The sequence below is a fragment of the Pseudomonas sp. FW305-7 genome (assembly GCF_058786735.1).
Genome location: NZ_JBYSZA010000045.1, coordinates 19,374 through 34,901 on the forward strand (window position 1 = coordinate 19,374; position 15,528 = coordinate 34,901).

At 58.8% G+C, this 15,528-nt stretch carries 22 protein-coding genes; 17 read left to right on the top strand and 5 right to left on the bottom strand.

All coding sequences use genetic code 11. The features are described from left to right. Positions 1-96: 96 nt before the first annotated feature. Complete coding sequence (gene galU, locus AC3WMT_RS29590) at positions 97-936, bottom strand: UTP--glucose-1-phosphate uridylyltransferase GalU (RefSeq protein WP_007912230.1); 840 nt, start codon at positions 934-936, stop codon at positions 97-99. A 258-nt stretch (positions 937-1,194) separates the two neighbouring features. Between galU and AC3WMT_RS29595 the strand changes: the two genes are divergently transcribed. Next, complete coding sequence (locus AC3WMT_RS29595; RefSeq protein WP_090283267.1) at positions 1,195-1,380, top strand: hypothetical protein; 186 nt, start codon at positions 1,195-1,197, stop codon at positions 1,378-1,380. 142 nt (positions 1,381-1,522) lie between these two features. Beyond that, positions 1,523-1,804 carry a hypothetical protein gene (locus AC3WMT_RS29600; RefSeq protein WP_177431471.1) on the top strand — a complete coding sequence of 94 codons (282 nt, stop codon included), beginning with the start codon at positions 1,523-1,525 and terminating at the stop codon, positions 1,802-1,804. A 3-nt stretch (positions 1,805-1,807) separates the two neighbouring features. Here the strand turns inward: AC3WMT_RS29600 and AC3WMT_RS29605 are convergent, their stop codons facing one another. Next, positions 1,808-2,038 carry a hypothetical protein gene (locus AC3WMT_RS29605; protein WP_103307170.1) on the bottom strand — a complete coding sequence of 77 codons (231 nt, stop codon included), beginning with the start codon at positions 2,036-2,038 and terminating at the stop codon, positions 1,808-1,810. Positions 2,039-2,109: 71 nt separating this feature from the next. Beyond that, entirely contained in the window at positions 2,110-2,466 is a 357-nt protein-coding gene (locus tag AC3WMT_RS29610; RefSeq protein ID WP_103307171.1) for a hypothetical protein, read from the bottom strand. Between the two features lie 210 nt (positions 2,467-2,676). On the opposite strand from AC3WMT_RS29610, the gene AC3WMT_RS29615 reads away from it, so the two are divergent. The 5 genes from AC3WMT_RS29615 to ada all read left to right on the top strand — a co-directional run bounded on the left by AC3WMT_RS29615 (position 2,677) and on the right by ada (position 5,812). Next, the gene (locus tag AC3WMT_RS29615; protein ID WP_007912251.1) at positions 2,677-2,979 is read left to right on the top strand and encodes a DUF1883 domain-containing protein; all 303 of its coding nucleotides are present in this window, start codon (positions 2,677-2,679) and stop codon (positions 2,977-2,979) included. A gap of 34 nt (positions 2,980-3,013) precedes the next feature. After that, on the top strand, positions 3,014-3,181 hold the full coding sequence (locus tag AC3WMT_RS29620; RefSeq protein ID WP_177431470.1) for a hypothetical protein: 168 nt from the start codon (positions 3,014-3,016) through the stop codon (positions 3,179-3,181). A 94-nt stretch (positions 3,182-3,275) separates the two neighbouring features. Next, positions 3,276-3,986 (top strand): 2OG-Fe(II) oxygenase, encoded by a 711-nt coding sequence (locus AC3WMT_RS29625; protein ID WP_103307172.1) that lies wholly within the window; start codon positions 3,276-3,278, stop codon positions 3,984-3,986. A 5-nt stretch (positions 3,987-3,991) separates the two neighbouring features. Further along, entirely contained in the window at positions 3,992-4,657 is a 666-nt protein-coding gene (gene alkB, locus AC3WMT_RS29630) for a DNA oxidative demethylase AlkB (protein WP_103307193.1), read from the top strand. A gap of 87 nt (positions 4,658-4,744) precedes the next feature. Continuing rightward, complete coding sequence (gene ada, locus AC3WMT_RS29635) at positions 4,745-5,812, top strand: bifunctional DNA-binding transcriptional regulator/O6-methylguanine-DNA methyltransferase Ada (RefSeq protein ID WP_103307173.1); 1,068 nt, start codon at positions 4,745-4,747, stop codon at positions 5,810-5,812. On the opposite strand, the gene AC3WMT_RS29640 is transcribed toward ada, so the two are convergent. After that, positions 5,809-6,267 (bottom strand): GyrI-like domain-containing protein, encoded by a 459-nt coding sequence (locus AC3WMT_RS29640; RefSeq protein ID WP_103307175.1) that lies wholly within the window; start codon positions 6,265-6,267, stop codon positions 5,809-5,811. The two genes, ada and AC3WMT_RS29640, sit on opposite strands and share 4 nt — an antisense overlap. Before the next feature lie 62 nt (positions 6,268-6,329). After that, positions 6,330-7,313 carry an acrylyl-CoA reductase (NADPH) gene (acuI, locus tag AC3WMT_RS29645; protein WP_103307177.1) on the bottom strand — a complete coding sequence of 328 codons (984 nt, stop codon included), beginning with the start codon at positions 7,311-7,313 and terminating at the stop codon, positions 6,330-6,332. Between the two features lie 31 nt (positions 7,314-7,344). Here acuI and AC3WMT_RS29650 point away from each other — a divergent pair, with 31 nt between their 5' ends. The 10 genes from AC3WMT_RS29650 to AC3WMT_RS29695 all read left to right on the top strand — a co-directional run bounded on the left by AC3WMT_RS29650 (position 7,345) and on the right by AC3WMT_RS29695 (position 15,439). Continuing rightward, a complete protein-coding gene (locus tag AC3WMT_RS29650) occupies positions 7,345-7,500 on the top strand; it encodes a hypothetical protein (RefSeq protein ID WP_158249188.1) in 156 nt (51 codons plus the stop codon). 88 nt (positions 7,501-7,588) lie between these two features. Then, a complete protein-coding gene (locus AC3WMT_RS29655) occupies positions 7,589-8,653 on the top strand; it encodes an NAD(P)H-dependent flavin oxidoreductase (protein WP_103307179.1) in 1,065 nt (354 codons plus the stop codon). 166 nt (positions 8,654-8,819) lie between these two features. Next, a complete protein-coding gene (gene modA / locus AC3WMT_RS29660; RefSeq protein WP_103307180.1) occupies positions 8,820-9,587 on the top strand; it encodes a molybdate ABC transporter substrate-binding protein in 768 nt (255 codons plus the stop codon). After that, positions 9,588-10,268, top strand: a complete 681-nt coding sequence (gene modB / locus AC3WMT_RS29665) for a molybdate ABC transporter permease subunit (RefSeq protein ID WP_103307181.1) — start codon at positions 9,588-9,590, stop codon at positions 10,266-10,268. Positions 10,269-10,271: 3 nt separating this feature from the next. Continuing rightward, complete coding sequence (gene modC / locus AC3WMT_RS29670; RefSeq protein ID WP_103307183.1) at positions 10,272-11,351, top strand: molybdenum ABC transporter ATP-binding protein; 1,080 nt, start codon at positions 10,272-10,274, stop codon at positions 11,349-11,351. 70 nt (positions 11,352-11,421) lie between these two features. Further along, complete coding sequence (locus tag AC3WMT_RS29675) at positions 11,422-12,459, top strand: DNA topoisomerase IB (protein ID WP_103307185.1); 1,038 nt, start codon at positions 11,422-11,424, stop codon at positions 12,457-12,459. A gap of 146 nt (positions 12,460-12,605) precedes the next feature. Next, positions 12,606-14,243 carry an ABC-F family ATP-binding cassette domain-containing protein gene (locus tag AC3WMT_RS29680; protein WP_103307187.1) on the top strand — a complete coding sequence of 546 codons (1,638 nt, stop codon included), beginning with the start codon at positions 12,606-12,608 and terminating at the stop codon, positions 14,241-14,243. 71 nt (positions 14,244-14,314) lie between these two features. Beyond that, positions 14,315-14,545: a hypothetical protein gene (locus AC3WMT_RS29685; protein WP_103307189.1), complete on the top strand. Its 231-nt coding sequence runs from the start codon at positions 14,315-14,317 to the stop codon at positions 14,543-14,545. Between the two features lie 121 nt (positions 14,546-14,666). After that, complete coding sequence (locus tag AC3WMT_RS29690; RefSeq protein WP_008082703.1) at positions 14,667-14,897, top strand: hypothetical protein; 231 nt, start codon at positions 14,667-14,669, stop codon at positions 14,895-14,897. Between the two features lie 257 nt (positions 14,898-15,154). After that, complete coding sequence (locus tag AC3WMT_RS29695; protein WP_103307191.1) at positions 15,155-15,439, top strand: hypothetical protein; 285 nt, start codon at positions 15,155-15,157, stop codon at positions 15,437-15,439. Positions 15,440-15,528: the final 89 nt, after the last annotated feature.

Below are 15,528 nucleotides of genomic sequence, written 5' to 3' on the forward strand. Positions count from 1 at the left end.
CCGTCATCCATTGGGCAAGCACTGCTATCCATATAGGGGCGGAAAATGAAAAAGCCACCCGAAGGTGGCTTTTCATTACAACCGGATCAAGCGCTCTTAGTAAGCCTTGCCAGTCTTGTAGAAGTTCTCGAAGCAGAAGTTGGTCGCTTCGATGTAGCCTTCAGCACCACCGCAGTCGAAACGCTTGCCTTTGAACTTGTAGGCCATGACGCAGCCGTTCTGGGCTTGTTTCATCAAGGCGTCGGTGATCTGGATTTCGCCACCCTTGCCCGGCTCGGTCTGTTCGATCAGGTCGAAGATGTCCGGGGTCAGGATGTAACGACCGATGATCGCCAGGTTCGACGGTGCGTCTTCCGGCTTTGGCTTTTCAACCATGCTGTGTACGCGGTAGATGTCGTCACGGATCATCTCGCCGGCGATGACGCCGTACTTGCTGGTTTCCTGTGGATCGACTTCCTGGATGGCGATGATCGAGCAGCGGAACTGCTTGTACAGCTTGACCATCTGGGTCAGCACGCCGTCGCCTTCGAGGTTGACGCACAAGTCGTCCGCCAGCACCACGGCGAACGGTTCGTCACCGATCAGCGGACGACCGGTCAGGATCGCGTGGCCCAGACCTTTCATTTCGGTCTGACGGGTGTAGGAGAACGAGCACTCGTCCAGCAGCTTGCGGATGCCGACCAGGTATTTTTCCTTGTCGGTACCTTTGATCTGGTTTTCCAGCTCGTAGCTGATGTCGAAGTGGTCTTCCAGGGCACGCTTGCCACGACCGGTAACGATGGAGATTTCAGTCAGGCCAGCGTCCAGAGCTTCTTCAACGCCGTACTGGATCAGTGGCTTGTTTACCACCGGCAGCATTTCTTTAGGCATGGCTTTAGTCGCTGGCAGGAAGCGAGTACCGTAACCGGCTGCTGGGAACAAGCATTTCTTGATCATATAAGTCCTTGAAAGGGCTGTGTGTACGAGTTTCGGCGCAGTCTAATCAGGCGGCGCGCACCTTACAATGCCCCGCACTGGCTAACCGATGCCAACATAGAGAAATATTCTCGCCGATAGTTCCATCGGCGAAGGTGAACCGCGAAATCAGCGTAGCTCAAAGATGCCGCTTGACCGGTTCACCATACGCTCATCGCCCCCCAATGCGAGCATTTGCCGGTATCATGGCGCCTTTGAACCAGTGAACGAGACAGATAGATGGCCGCAGTTAAAATCGTCAACGGGTATGTGATCGACAAGAAGGACGGCAAGTGGACGCTGACCACTACCAATGGCGAACACATCGCAGGGCCTTTCGACAGCGAGCAGATGGCGACTGATGTAGCAGCGGTGTTCACCGACACCCCGGCATCGGCAAAACGCCGTGGCAAAGATCAAGACTGATCGGCTGCACATGCTCAAGCCCTGCCCTTGCGCAGGGCTTTTTTGTGCTCATGTGCAAACAAGTGGCCAATCGCTATAACCTTTTCACACTGGCGCTGTCAGAGCGTCTAGTCCCCCACGCTGAAGACGACAAACCATGAACATGAACAAATTTTTGCCACTGATTGCGGTACTGGCACTGAGCGGCTGTGCCACCTCCCAGCCGACCACCCTGAACAACGGCGAACAGGGCCTGAGCATCGATTGCTCCGGCGAAGCCAATTCCTGGGCCACCTGTTACGAAAAGGCGGATGCCTCATGCGCCGGCACCGGCTATCGCATCGTCGGCACTGACGGCACGCCGGCGTCAAAGGAAAGCGACAAGACCCTGGGCGTTGATGTCGGCAACTACAAGAACCGCAGCGTGGTGGTGGTCTGCAAATAGACGCTACATGTGGATTTCAGCGAACTTGATCCCGAGCCCGCGCACGACTTCGATCAGATCGTCGAGCCGATTGAATGACTCGACTTCGTCGTTATCGTCCACCAGGAAATAACTGCGCCCGGCGCTTTTCTTGAAAAACACGATCCACTCCCCCGAATTCGCCGGGTTCTGGATGACATGGGTGGCAGAGATCAGGCCCTCTACATGGCGCTCTCGTACTTGCTCTCGCTTCATCGCGACTCCAGAAATAAAAATGCCGTCGCAGCATGACTGTGACGGCACTGATGCTGATGACCTGTAGTCTATCAGCCGGAAATGCAGGCGTTGGCGGCGTTACGCACATCACGCGGGCGCACTGGCACATTGGACATGCGCTCATGCAGCTTGATCGCGCTGCCACCGGAGCGATCTTCGATATCAAACACGGCGGCCGGGCCTGACGACAGTTTGCCCGGGACAATCACGCGAACGCCGTCCTTGTGCGGCTGCATTTGCAGCGCGCCGCGGCTGTTGGCGAGCTTTTCAGTCAGGCACTGCGCATACTCTTGGGGTTTTTTGCCGGAGATCACGCTCATGGTGGGTAGCGTTTCATTGATCTCGGAAACACTCGCACAACCACCCACTGCTAAAACCAACGGCAGACACACCACACCCCACTTCATACAAAACCTCCGTTAAAGACCGTCCGACAGCACAAATGCCGTTTTTCTCCGGGGCCTTCTGCATTTAACCCGCATCCAATTGCGAATATCTGTTCAAAATTGTCAAACCGACGCTCGACGGCCAGATAATAACCCGTGCGGGCTGATAAACTGCGCGCAATTACAAGCTATCGTTTTGATTTTGTAGAAAAAGCCCTTCTGGAGGCGCCCATGAAATTCATTCACCAGCGCGAGCACCTCAACGAAGACGACATCGTCGTCATCCAATGCTCGCAAATGTGCAACATCCGTCTGATGAACGACGCCAACTTCCGCAGCTTCAAAAATGGTGGTCGTCACACCTACCACGGCGGCGCTTTCGACACGTTCCCGGCCCGTATCACTGCGCCGAGTACCGGTTTCTGGAACATCACCATCGACACCGTCAACCGCCGAGCAATCAGCGTGACGCGCAAACCGACGCTGACACATTCGATCAAGATCATCCGCCGCTCCAGCACCAAACTCAGCTGAGCCGCCCCGCCCATTTACACAGGTGAACATGACCGTGGCCCAAACGACCAAATACGTCATCAAGTACAAACTCAACGGTGAGCGCCGCTTCGAGTTCGCACAACTGGAAAGCAACAGCGTAGAAGAGGCCAAGGATGCTCTGGCCAAGATCCACGACGCGACTGATGTGATCAGCGAAATCACCGTCAGCAAAGCGCTGTAACGCACCGAAACGAGTTCGACCGCAAGCGGCGGAGTGTTCTGCCGCAAGGGCCCGCATAGACTGACTGCCTCGACCTTGAGTCAACGGAGTCAGCATGTCGATGTCACCGTCCCGGCTGGATTCGCTCGATTGGGCGAGCCTGGAACAGCAGCTGGATCAGGACGGCTGCGCCATCATTCGCAATCTGCTGCTGGCCGAAAGCTGTGATCGCCTGAGCGCGCTGTATCCGCAGGCCGAACCGTTTCGATCGCAGGTCATCATGGCCCGCCACGGGTTCGGTCGCGGCGAGTACAAGTATTTTAGCTATCCCCTCCCGACCGCCGTGGAACGCCTGCGTACCGCGCTGTATCCGCGCTTGGTGGCAGTAGCCAACCGCTGGTATGAAAGGATGCGACTGGCCACTCGTTTCCCCCCGAGCCATGACGAACTTCTTCGGCGCTGTCATGCCGCCGGCCAGGTACGCCCTACTCCACTGCTATTGCAATACGGTCCACAGGACTACAACTGCCTGCATCAGGATCTGTACGGCGAACTGCTGTTTCCGTTGCAAGTAGCGATTCTTCTGTCAGAACCGGGGGAAGACTTTACCGGTGGCGAGTTCGTGCTGACCGAGCAACGTCCGCGCATGCAATCCCGGCCGCAAGTGCTGGACCTGAGGAAAGGCGACGCAGTGATTTTTGCCGTGAATCAGCGCCCGATTCAGGGCGGGCGTGGCGACTACCGGGTGACGCTGCGTCATGGCGTCAGTCGCCTGCACAGTGGAAAAAGGCATACCCTAGGCATCATCTTCCACGACGCCCAATGACCGCCATGTACCCGCACACTTTCGATCTGTTCGCCGGCAACGAACCTGTACAGCAGCCCCGCGCCGAGCAAATTGGCGAACAATCGTGGGTGCTGCGCGGGTTTGCGCTGCCGCTGATCGATCAATTGCTGCCAGCGCTGGACAGCATTCTCATCGCAGCCCCGCTCCGCCACATGGTCACACCGGGCGGATTCAGTATGTCCGTGGGCACCAGCAGTTGCGGGGAACTGGGCTGGATCACTGATCGCAGCGGCTATCGTTACTCGCGCGTTGATCCGCTCAGCGGACAGCCCTGGCCGCAGATGCCTCTGGTGTTTGCCGATTTGGCGCACTCGGCGGCGCAGGAAGCCGGGTTTGCAGGTTTCAAGGCTGATTCCTGCCTGATCAACCGCTATGTCCCCGGCGCCAAGATGTCATTGCATCAGGACAAAGACGAAAATGCCTACGCAGCGCCGATCGTTTCGCTGTCGCTGGGCTTGCCGGCCATGTTCCTGTTCGGCGGTTTCGCTCGCAGCGACAAGACCCGGCGGATCCCGTTGTTGCATGGCGATATGGTGATCTGGGGCGGCGTTGATCGCTTGCGCTTTCATGGTGTGTTGCCGATCCGCCAGGGCCGGCACCCGCGCCTCGGCGAACAACGGATCAATCTGACGTTTCGTGTCGCTGGGTGAACCTGGAAAGTTTGACCGCAAGGCCCGGAGTGTTGTGCCCAGCATCGCGGATTAACCTGACTCAAACAGGTCAACGGATTAACGCTCATGAAAACGCTGTCGATCACTCTCAACACCGAAGACGATCCACGCTGGGCTGCCGTGCTTGCGCGCGACCCTCGGGCGGACGGGCAGTTTGTCTACGCGGTGAAAACCACTGGTATCTACTGCCGTCCGAGCAGCCTTGCGCGCTTGCCAAAACCACAGAATGTGGAGTTTTTCGACACCGCCCTTGAGGCAGAAGCCGCCGGGTATCGCCCGAGCAAACGGGCCAGCAAGGATCAAACGGATGTCGCGGCGCAGCACGCCGCCACGGTGGCGACAGCCTGCCGCCAGATCGAGTCTGCCGAAACGTTGCCCGCACTCAATGTGTTGGCTGAAACAGCAGGTCTGAGCCCGTTTCATTTTCATCGGGTGTTCAAAGCCGCGACGGGGCTGACGCCCAAAGGTTACGCTGCGGCTCATCGCTCACGCCGAGTGCGTGAACGTCTGGCGGACGGCGGTTCAGTGACCGACGCGCTGTACGACGCCGGCTTCAATTCCAACAGCCGCTTCTATGAGGCCGCCGATCAGTTGCTGGGCATGAAGCCCGGCGATTACCGCGCTGCTGGGCAGAACAACGACATTCGTTTCGCCGTCGGGCAATGCTCGCTCGGGGCCATTCTGGTGGCACGAAGCGAACGCGGGGTTTGCGCGATCCTGCTGGGTGACGATCCGCACCAACTGGTGTGCGACCTGCAGGATCAATTCCGCAAAGCCAATCTGATTGGTGCCGATTCCGGGTTTGAGCAGTTGATCGCCAAAGTCGTAGGGTTTATCGAGGCCCCGGCCATTGGCCTGGACCTGCCGCTGGACGTACGCGGCACGGCGTTCCAAGAAAGGGTGTGGCAGGCGCTGCGGGAAATCCCGGTTGGTAGCACCGCCAGTTATGCCGAGATTGCCCAACGCATCGGCGCACCGACGTCGATGCGCGCCGTGGCTCAGGCCTGCGGCGCGAACCGCTTGGCCGTTGCGATCCCTTGCCACCGCGTGGTTCGCAGCGATGGCAATCTTTCCGGGTATCGCTGGGGCGTTGAGCGTAAACGGCAACTGCTTGAGCGCGAGACGCAGCCTTAGTGCACGCCGATGTAGACCGACACTGATTCGGGGCCGGTGTAGGCCTCGAAGTCAGTGACGAATCGGCGCTGGATCTGCGGATTGGATTCGAAGAAGCTCCAGACTTTGCCCCACGTCGAGATCACTGCGTCAGGCAATGGCCCCTGCGCTTCGAAGACCAGATAGTCGCCGTCTTCGACGACTATCGACTCAAATCCCTCGGCCGGATTATTGACCGCGACGCCGGCCGTGACATCGAACTGTCCCGAAGCATCCGACTCGTAAGCCGAGTACACGCCATAAACCGGCGAACCGGTTTGTTTGCCGGGAATTTCTTCGGCCAGACCTTTACTGAAAAACTCACCCCACATCGAGCCGATTTTCGCTGTATCGGGTGTGTGTTCGGCTGCGTTGGTCGTGCGTACGCGCACGCCTGAAACCGTGAACGATTCGATCTGTTGCCGTTTCAAATCCATTGAAAGTGCCACTCCCTCTAATAGAAGTGCGGCCGCACAGAGCCGCAATGGCGCTCACTTTGTCAGCGATTGACGTCAACCACAACCCGTCCGCGAAGTTGCCCGGCGAGCAATTTCGGTGCGGCATCGATGACATCGCTCAGAGCGATCTCATGGCTGATCAATGGCAACAAGGCGAAGTTCAGATCGCTGGCCAACCGATCCCATGCTTGCAGGCGGCGCGCCTTGGGCTGGGTCACGCTGTTGATGCCGGCCAAGGTGACACCGCGCAAAATGAACGGTGCAACCGATGCGGGGAAATCCATGCCCTGAGCCAGGCCGCACGTAGCCACCGTGCCTTCCGCGCGCGTACTGGCACAGGCGTTGGCCAGCGTGTGGCTGCCGACCGAGTCGATCACCGCCGCCCAGCGCTCCTTGGCCAGCGGTTTGCCCGGCTCGGACAGGGTTGCGCGATCAATGATTTCATTGGCGCCCAATTGCTTCAGATACTCGTGCTCGGACACCCGGCCCGTGGACGCCACCACGCGATAGCCGAGCTTGCTCAACAGGGCGATGGCGAAGCTGCCGACACCGCCATTCGCGCCGGTCACCAGCACCTCGCCCTGCTCCGGCGTCACGCCGTTACGTTCCAGCGCCAGAATGCACAACATGGCGGTGTAACCGGCCGTGCCGATAGCCATGGCCTGTGCGGGAGAGAATGCCTTGGGCAGCGGAATCAGCCAGTCGCCGTTGAGCCGGGCTTTTTGCGCCAGACCGCCCCAATGACTCTCGCCCACGCCCCAGCCGTTGAGCAGCACCTGATCGCCGACCTTATAGTCAGGGTGCGAACTGACCTCGACAGTGCCTGCCAGATCGATCCCCGGCACCAATGGAAACTTGCGCACCACCGGGCTGCTGCCGGTAATCGCCAGCCCATCCTTGAAATTCAGCGTGCTGTAGGCGACGCGCACCGTCACATCGCCTTCGGGCAACTGTTCTTCGTTGATCTGTTGCAGTGTGGCGCGATAACCGCTGTCGTCTTTATTGATCAAAATACCGTTGAACATGATGGGCTCTCGTGGATGGATTGCAGGGGGCATGCCATTCAAATATCACATCGCAACACGTTGCCACACTCGACTTTCCGCCAATCCCGGAATTCACCGAGTGTTTCCCGTGGTCTCGGCCATTCCTTTGGCGGCGGCGGAGATGGCCTCCATCGGCGCTGACAGCCAGCACCGCGCGGTGTTCTGAATTTCAGAGTGGCCCTGAGTCCGGTTTTACTGTTAAAAAACCGGCTCTGCCTCCCTGCCCCCGCTTCATCGTTCGGAGTACCGCTTCAATGAGCCAATGGCCAGACACCCGCATTCTCGATCTGCTCGGTATTGAACTGCCGATCATCCAGGGCCCGATGGCCGGTGCCACGAATTCTTCCATGGTAATCGCCGTGTGCAACGCCGGGGGCCTGGGTTCGATGCCGGCGGCGATGCTGAGCATTGAACAACTGCGTGAAGAGCTGAAGACGATTCGCGCCCACACCGACAAGCCCTTCAACGTGAACTTCTTCTGCCATCAGTCACCCGCTGCCGATGAGCAACGCGCGATTGAGTGGAAAAATCTGCTGGAGCCGTACTATCGCGAATTGGGCGTCGACTTCGATGCACCGACTCCGGTGTCCAATCGGGCGCCATTTGATGCGGCAGCGTGCGAGTTACTGGAAGAGTTTCGGCCAGAGGTGGTGAGCTTCCATTTCGGCCTCCCGGAAAAATCCCTGCTTGATCGAGTCAAGGCGACCGGCGCGAAAATCCTTTCATCTGCTACCACCGTCGATGAGGCGATCTGGCTGGAACAGAACGGCTGCGACGCGATTATCGCGATGGGCTACGAGGCTGGCGGCCATCGCGGGATGTTTCTCAGCGATGATTTGAGCAGCCAGGTTGGCACGTTTGCGCTGGTGCCGCAGATCGTCGACGCGGTCAAAGTACCGGTAATTGCCGCTGGCGCGATTGCCGATGCTCGAGGCGTAGCCGCGGCATTCATGCTGGGCGCCTCGGCGGTACAGGTCGGTACCGCGTACCTGTTCACCCCGGAAGCGAAAATCAGCGCGTCGCATCACAAGGCGCTGCGCACGGCCAAGGACAGTGAAACAGCCGTCACCAACATTTTCACCGGACGCCCGGCGCGGGGTATTCTCAACCGCGTGATGCGCGAACTCGGCCCGATGTCGCCGAAAGCGCCGGCATTTCCTATGGCCGGTGGTGCGCTGATGCCGCTGCGAGCGAAAAATGAGGCACAGTTCGCCAACCTCTGGGCCGGCCAGGCTTTCACGCTGGGCCGGGATCTGAGCAGCGCCGAACTGACTCGGCAGTTGGCCGACGGGGCGTTGGCGAAGCTGACACGCAGTTGAAACAGAACAGGGTGAGGGCAAAATGCCTCACCCTATTTTTTGCCAGCACTTCCTGTTTGGCGGCATTTCGCTATATATTTCTCTATATAGCGATTTCACTCCTCGCATAGGCAGCCCACCTCCAACAATAACTGCCGCCTGCACCTGCCAACAACGGAGCTGTTACATGACCATTCGTGCCTCACGTTTTGCCCCTACCTGCCTGGCCTCTTTGCTCGCCGTATTCGCCATCGGCGCTGCCCAGGCCGATGAAGTGCAGGTGGCTGTTGCTGCCAACTTCACCGCACCGATCCAGGCCATCGCCGCCGACTTCGAGAAAGACACCGGTCACAAATTGGTCGCAGCCTACGGCGCTACCGGCCAGTTCTACACCCAGATCAAGAACGGCGCACCGTTCGAAGTGTTCCTCTCGGCTGACGACACCACCCCGGAAAAGCTCGAAAAAGAAGGCGATACCGTCAAGGGCTCGCGCTTCACTTACGCCATCGGCACCCTCGCGCTGTGGTCGGCCAAGGACGGTTACGTCGATGCCAAAGGTGAAGTTTTGAAGAAGAACGAGTACCAGCACCTGTCTATTGCCAACCCGAAAGCCGCGCCTTATGGCCTGGCCGCCACGCAAGTGCTGGAAAAACTGAAGCTGACCGAAGCCACCAAAGCGAAGATCGTTGAAGGCCAGAACATCACTCAGGCCTACCAGTTCGTCTCCACCGGCAACGCCGAGCTGGGTTTCGTGGCGCTGTCGCAGATCTACAAGGACGGTAAAGTCACCAGCGGTTCGGCGTGGATCGTGCCAGCCAGCATGCACGACCCGATCAAACAGGACGCGGTCATCCTCAACAAAGGCAAGGACAACGCTGCAGCCAAGGCGCTGGTTGAATACCTCAAAGGCCCGAAAGCCGCTGCGGTGATCAAGTCTTACGGTTACCAACTCTAAATGTCGCTGACGAGTGCCGATTTCGCGGCGATCTGGCTGACCCTGAAACTGGCGTCTCTGACCACTGCGATCCTGTTGGTTGTCGGCACTCCGATTGCCCTGTGGCTGTCGCGCACCCGCTCATGGTTGCGCGGCCCGATCGGGGCCATCGTCGCCCTGCCCCTTGTGCTGCCACCCACCGTCATCGGTTTTTATCTATTGCTGATGATGGGGCCGCACGGTTTCCTCGGCCAGTTCACTCAGTGGCTGGGCCTTGGCACCCTGACGTTCAGTTTCACCGGACTGGTGATCGGTTCGGTGATCTATTCCATGCCGTTCGTGGTGCAACCGTTGCAAAACGCGTTCTCGGCGATCGGTACTCGCCCACTGGAAGTGGCCGCGACATTACGCGCCAATCCGTGGGACACCTTTTTCAGCGTGATTCTGCCGCTGGCTCGCCCCGGTTTTATCACCGCGGCCATTCTCGGCTTCGCGCACACCGTCGGTGAGTTCGGCGTGGTGCTGATGATCGGCGGCAATATTCCCGACAAGACCCGTGTCGTCTCTGTACAAATCTACGACCACGTCGAAGCGATGGAATATGCCCAGGCCCACTGGCTGGCGGGCGCGATGCTGGTGTTTTCGTTTCTGGTGTTGCTGGCGCTGTACTCCAGCCGCAAGACCCGCGCGGGCTGGAGCTGATTGATGATCGATGCACGTCTGCAACTTGCTTATTCTGGCTTCAGCCTGGATGTCGATCTGCATGTGCCGGGGCGTGGCGTCACCGCGCTGTTCGGCCCCTCCGGATCCGGCAAAACCACTTGCCTGCGCTGCATTGCCGGTCTTGAACGTGCCGAACATGGCTTTATCCGGATCAACGATGAAGTCTGGCAAGACAGCGACAAGGGCATTTTTGTCCCGCCGCACAAACGCGCACTGGGCTACGTGTTTCAAGAAGCCAGTTTGTTTGCACATTTGTCGGTCCTCGCCAATCTGCAGTTCGGCCTCAAGCGCATCGCCAGATCCGAGCGGCGGGTCGACCTGGCGCAAGCCACCGAACTGTTGGGCATCGGCCAGTTGCTTGAGCGTCATCCGCAACATCTGTCCGGCGGCGAGCGTCAGCGTGTCGGCATCGCCCGGGCACTGCTGACCAGCCCGAAACTGCTGTTGATGGACGAGCCACTGGCGGCGCTCGACAGTCAGCGCAAAAACGAAATCCTGCCGTATCTGCAACGTTTGCATGACGAACTGGATATTCCGGTGTTGTATGTCAGCCATGCGCAGGATGAAGTCGCGCGCCTGGCCGATCATCTGGTGTTACTGAGCGATGGCAAGGCTTTGGCCAGTGGCCCGATCGGCGAAACCCTCGCCCGTCTCGATCTGCCAATGGCGATGGGGGATGACGCCGGCGTGATCATCGAGGGACAGGTCAGTGCCTACGATGCGGACTACCAGTTGTTGAGCCTGCAACTGCCGGCCACCGAAATGAACATCCGCGTGACCCACGAACCCATGTCGGTCGGCCAGGCCTTGCGTTGCAAGGTACACGCGCGAGATATCAGCCTGAGCCTGCAAAACAGCGAGTTCAGCAGCATCCTCAATCGTCTGCCGGTCACGGTGGTCAGCGAGCAGGCGGCAGACAATGCCGCCCATGTGCTGATCCGCCTCGACGCTGGCGGCACGCCGCTGCTGGCGCGCATCACCCGGTTCTCCCGCGATCAATTGGGCGTGCATCCGGGCCAGCAACTCTGGGCGCAAATCAAGGCTGTGGCGGTACTCGCTTAAATTATTCGGCACGACGGCGTGGGTGTGCGGTCAATCGTTTTACAGACTGCCGCCATCCAAGGAAGCTGCCATGCCCGACACCGAGCTGACCGACGCCCTGCCATCCGATCTGCATTACGTCGATGACACGCAGCCCGGTATCACCCGCAAAAAGCTGCGCGGCAAATTCAACTATTTTGAACCGTCGGGTCAGCGCATTACCGATGCGGACGAAATCAAACGCATCAACGCCCTCGCGGTGCCACCGGCCTATACCGATGTGTGGATTTGCCCGGACCCGCGCGGTCATCTGCAAGCCACCGGGCGCGATGCTCGCGGTCGCAAGCAATATCGCTATCACGCGCGCTGGCGTGAAGTGCGCGATGCCGATAAATACTCGCGGCTGCGCGAGTTCGGCCTCGCGTTACCGAAGCTGCGCAAGCAATTGGAAGCGTTGCTGGCGGCGCCCGGTTTCAGTCGCGACAAAGTCATGGCCACGGTGATTACCCTGCTCGACGCCACTCTGATCCGGGTCGGCAATACGCAGTATGCGCGGGACAACCGTTCTTACGGCCTGACCACCCTGCGCAGTCGCCATGTCGAGGTCAACGGCAGCGCGATTCTGTTCCAGTTCCGCGGCAAGAGTGGCATCGAACACCAGATCACCGTGAAGGATCGCCGTCTGGCACGCATCATCAAGCGCTGCCTGGAGCTTCCCGGGCAGAACCTGTTTCAGTATCTGGATGAACATGGCGAACGGCATACCGTCAGCTCTTCCGACGTCAACACGTACCTGCAAACCCTGACCGGCGCCGACTTTACCGCCAAGGACTATCGCACCTGGGCCGGAAGTGCCCTGGCATTGGCGGTTTTGCGCGAACTCAAACATGAGTCCGAGACCGAAGCCAAACGGCATGTCGTGGAAATGGTCAAAGGCGTGGCCAAACAGCTGGGCAACACGCCGGCGGTATGTCGCAAGTGCTACATCCACCCGGCCGTGGTGGAAAAATTCATGCTCGGTGCCCTCGCCGAATTACCACGCCCCCGCATGCGCAAAGGCCTGCGCGCCGAGGAAGTGGCACTGGCGATGTTTCTTGAACGAATGAGTGAAGTGACCGACGCGACTTGATCGACTGCGCTTCGTCCTCTAGGCTAGCCACCTTTCCCTCCTCAGGATGATCGCAGAAGTGAACAACCCGGCTCTCTGAAAATGTAATCGCGACAAGCCGCTCAATGGCACTTGTCAGTTTTCACGACATTTTTCCGGAGGTGCCGATGACTCACGTCTCGCGTACGCCTGCACTCGTCTCCCTGAATCAAACGGGTTTTCAATTCGCCAACGGCGAGACGATTTTCAATGCACTGAATCTGAACTTCGATTATCTGCCAACCGCCATCGTCGGTCGCAACGGCATCGGCAAAAGCGTGCTCGCACGACTGATAGCCGGACAGTTGCAGCCTACCGCCGGCACAGTGGTGAATTCGGCTTCGGTGAGTTACGTATCGCAAGCCTTCGTGACCACACCCGGGCAAACGGTGGCAGAGGCAATAGGCGCGGCGCCGATACTCGCGGCGTTGCAGCGACTTAACCTGGGCTGCGCCAGTGCCGATGATTTTGACCTTATTGGTGAGCGCTGGGATTTGCCGGATCGCTTGCGGCAGTTACTGGATGACGCCGGGCTACCCCACATCGCGGCTACCGATCTGACCTTGGCGCTCAGCGGCGGCCAGCAGGCCAGGATCGCTCTGATCGGCGCGTTGTTGAGTCAAGCGCAGTTACTGGTGCTGGATGAGCCGACCAATCATCTCGACAGCGATGGTCGGCAATGGCTGATGAGCACGCTTGAAGCATGGCGCGGTGGACTGATCGTCGTCAGCCATGATCGGCAGTTGCTGGAACGAATGCAGCGAATCGTCGAGCTCACACCTTTGGGCGCGACAGTTTTCACCGGGAGCTATTCAGAATTCACGCAGCAGCGCCGAACCCACCGGGCAGCGGCGCAAGCACAACTTGATCAAGCCCGCGCCGAACGCCAACGCGAACGTTCGCGGCTGCAGCGCGAGCACGATACGATCCAGCGCCATGCCGCCGGCAGCCGACGTAATGCGCAAACTGCTAATGTTGCCGGCTTCGAGCGGGCAGCGATGAAAGCCGCTGCGAAGGAAATCATGGGGCATGTTCGCCTCGGCCATCAGGCTCGCAAAACCGATCTGGACACCCGTGTGCGCGATGCCTATGCACACGTCGAGCCTGACAACGAGGTCTTGATCAACCTGCCGGGCAGCGTTGTCCCGAGTGCCCGGCAAGTCTGCACGCTGCTCGATGCCTGCCTGCCGTGGCTACCGCACGACGCACCCTCGACCCGACTGAACCTCGCCATCCACGGGCCGATGCGCATTGCCGTCAGCGGCCCCAATGGTTGCGGCAAATCAACCCTGCTGAACATGCTCGCCGGTGAGCTGACGCCGGTGTCAGGTGAGTGCATGACTCACGTGCCGTTTGCTTTTCTCGATCAGCAACTAACGCTACTGGATGATCGGACATCCATCGTTGAACAACTACAAGCGCAGCAAACGCCGTTGGACGAAGGCACCTTGCGCAGTTATCTCGCACACCTGCAACTTAACGCGCAGCGCGTCACCTTGCCTTGCGCCTCTCTCAGTGGCGGTGAACGCTTGAAAGCCGCTCTTGCCCTGGCGTTGTGGCGTCAGGTGCCGGCGCAATTGTTACTGCTTGATGAGCCGACCAATCATCTTGACCTGGCATCGGTAGAAGCTTTCGAGCAGGCCTTGCAGACATTTCCCGGCGCAATTGTCGCGGTTTCCCACGACCAGGCGTTTCTACGCGCGTTAAACCCAACCCATGATTTGCATTGGCATGCCGGAGGCTGGAACTTGCAACCGACGAGTTGACCTGTCTATTTTTTGCACGATTGCAGAGGGCTTCTATAGTTGATGTGACACGAATCAGCTGCGGTGACGCCATGGAAGACATTTTCGTCGTGAAGCGTTGCAACAAGATCATCATTCACGGTCGACGCGCCAGTGACAGCCAGCATGATCCCGCTGAAGCCATTGGCTGGTTCCGCATTTGCGATACACGCACAAATGGTTTCATCGGTGATGGCTACGACGCCGAAGAGGATGCGCGATGCGAATGCAATCGGCTCAACGCAGTCAGTTCACCCATACCGGCCCGCGAGTCTTCCGGCTGATGCCAAACAGAAGCGGGTCTATACTGAAACCAGCTGAAGGAGCAGCGCCCCAACGGCAGAAGGCTCGCAACTCGCGGGCTTTTTGCTGCCGCTCAGCGGTTTCATTGAACGGAGGTGTTCCATGTCCGAAAAAGAGTCCATCACCACCCTCCTCACCCTGCTCGACGCCCGGCAGGCGCGACTCGCAGCTGCCTGCAAAGAGATCGCCGACTGGGTTGACCACCAAGGCGGGCACCCGACCGCCCTGCGCATCCGTGATCGCCTGAATGACATCGAGAAGGATGCCCCGCTGATTCGCAACACACTGTCGGCGCTTAAACCTGTCGATCGGCCGTTGCCTCGATTCAGATAACGCCGGTCTCGGAACTTATGAGCGGTGGCACAAGCGTCACCGCGATGTTGCCTGTGCGGCATTTTCTTGTTCTGGCTGCAATGACGGATTTCCTTTCACATAACCATCACATCTGTGCGCATACATTGGAATGACTCCTTTGCGCATTACCTCTCTCACCCGCCCGCATGCGGGTGTTTTTTTGTGTGCCTGACCAGTCGCAGAACGGTGCTGTAAACGAACTGTCAAACGTTTACATGTCGCGAAGGAGACATTTCATGGTTACCCACTTCAGCGTCGATGGGCATCTGGCCTGCGGCCATAAAGGCAAACAACTCACGTCGAGCAAAGAACTCACTCGCGTGAAGTGCCGCAGTTGCCGTAATACCGACGCCTTCAAACAGGCAAGAAAAGATCAACGCAATGCGGCTCGACGCATCGCACGGCAAGCAAAAGCCTCTCACGGCCCAGCAAACTGGCGGAATGAATGGATCGAGCGATTGAGTGCAATGGCAGGACTCCAGCGCTTGCCTCGAGGCTTTTCCGGGCAGGCGTTTGTTTGAATCTGCTTGAAGAAACTTTCCTGCGGGCAAAACAAAACCCCAACTGCTTTCGCAATTGGGGTTTCGGAATTTAATCTTGACGATGACCT

What these genes read in the sequence shown, in the direction of transcription:
- modA (WP_103307180.1), top strand. Translation starts at nt 8,820, where the DNA reads ATGACCATTCGTGCCTCACGTTTTGCCCCTACCTGCCTGGCCTCTTTG.
- AC3WMT_RS29695 (WP_103307191.1), top strand. Translation starts at nt 15,155, where the DNA reads ATGGTTACCCACTTCAGCGTCGATGGGCATCTGGCCTGCGGCCATAAA.
- galU (WP_007912230.1), bottom strand. Translation starts at nt 936, where the DNA reads ATGATCAAGAAATGCTTGTTCCCAGCAGCCGGTTACGGTACTCGCTTC.
- modC (WP_103307183.1), top strand. Translation starts at nt 10,272, where the DNA reads ATGATCGATGCACGTCTGCAACTTGCTTATTCTGGCTTCAGCCTGGAT.
- alkB (WP_103307193.1), top strand. Translation starts at nt 3,992, where the DNA reads ATGTACCCGCACACTTTCGATCTGTTCGCCGGCAACGAACCTGTACAG.
- acuI (WP_103307177.1), bottom strand. Translation starts at nt 7,313, where the DNA reads ATGTTCAACGGTATTTTGATCAATAAAGACGACAGCGGTTATCGCGCC.
- modB (WP_103307181.1), top strand. Translation starts at nt 9,588, where the DNA reads ATGTCGCTGACGAGTGCCGATTTCGCGGCGATCTGGCTGACCCTGAAA.
- AC3WMT_RS29685 (WP_103307189.1), top strand. Translation starts at nt 14,315, where the DNA reads ATGGAAGACATTTTCGTCGTGAAGCGTTGCAACAAGATCATCATTCAC.
- AC3WMT_RS29605 (WP_103307170.1), bottom strand. Translation starts at nt 2,038, where the DNA reads ATGAAGCGAGAGCAAGTACGAGAGCGCCATGTAGAGGGCCTGATCTCT.
- AC3WMT_RS29640 (WP_103307175.1), bottom strand. Translation starts at nt 6,267, where the DNA reads ATGGATTTGAAACGGCAACAGATCGAATCGTTCACGGTTTCAGGCGTG.
- AC3WMT_RS29675 (WP_103307185.1), top strand. Translation starts at nt 11,422, where the DNA reads ATGCCCGACACCGAGCTGACCGACGCCCTGCCATCCGATCTGCATTAC.
- AC3WMT_RS29655 (WP_103307179.1), top strand. Translation starts at nt 7,589, where the DNA reads ATGAGCCAATGGCCAGACACCCGCATTCTCGATCTGCTCGGTATTGAA.
- AC3WMT_RS29680 (WP_103307187.1), top strand. Translation starts at nt 12,606, where the DNA reads ATGACTCACGTCTCGCGTACGCCTGCACTCGTCTCCCTGAATCAAACG.
- AC3WMT_RS29690 (WP_008082703.1), top strand. Translation starts at nt 14,667, where the DNA reads ATGTCCGAAAAAGAGTCCATCACCACCCTCCTCACCCTGCTCGACGCC.
- AC3WMT_RS29595 (WP_090283267.1), top strand. Translation starts at nt 1,195, where the DNA reads ATGGCCGCAGTTAAAATCGTCAACGGGTATGTGATCGACAAGAAGGAC.
- AC3WMT_RS29615 (WP_007912251.1), top strand. Translation starts at nt 2,677, where the DNA reads ATGAAATTCATTCACCAGCGCGAGCACCTCAACGAAGACGACATCGTC.
- AC3WMT_RS29610 (WP_103307171.1), bottom strand. Translation starts at nt 2,466, where the DNA reads ATGAAGTGGGGTGTGGTGTGTCTGCCGTTGGTTTTAGCAGTGGGTGGT.
- AC3WMT_RS29625 (WP_103307172.1), top strand. Translation starts at nt 3,276, where the DNA reads ATGTCGATGTCACCGTCCCGGCTGGATTCGCTCGATTGGGCGAGCCTG.
- AC3WMT_RS29600 (WP_177431471.1), top strand. Translation starts at nt 1,523, where the DNA reads ATGAACAAATTTTTGCCACTGATTGCGGTACTGGCACTGAGCGGCTGT.
- AC3WMT_RS29650 (WP_158249188.1), top strand. Translation starts at nt 7,345, where the DNA reads ATGCCATTCAAATATCACATCGCAACACGTTGCCACACTCGACTTTCC.
- ada (WP_103307173.1), top strand. Translation starts at nt 4,745, where the DNA reads ATGAAAACGCTGTCGATCACTCTCAACACCGAAGACGATCCACGCTGG.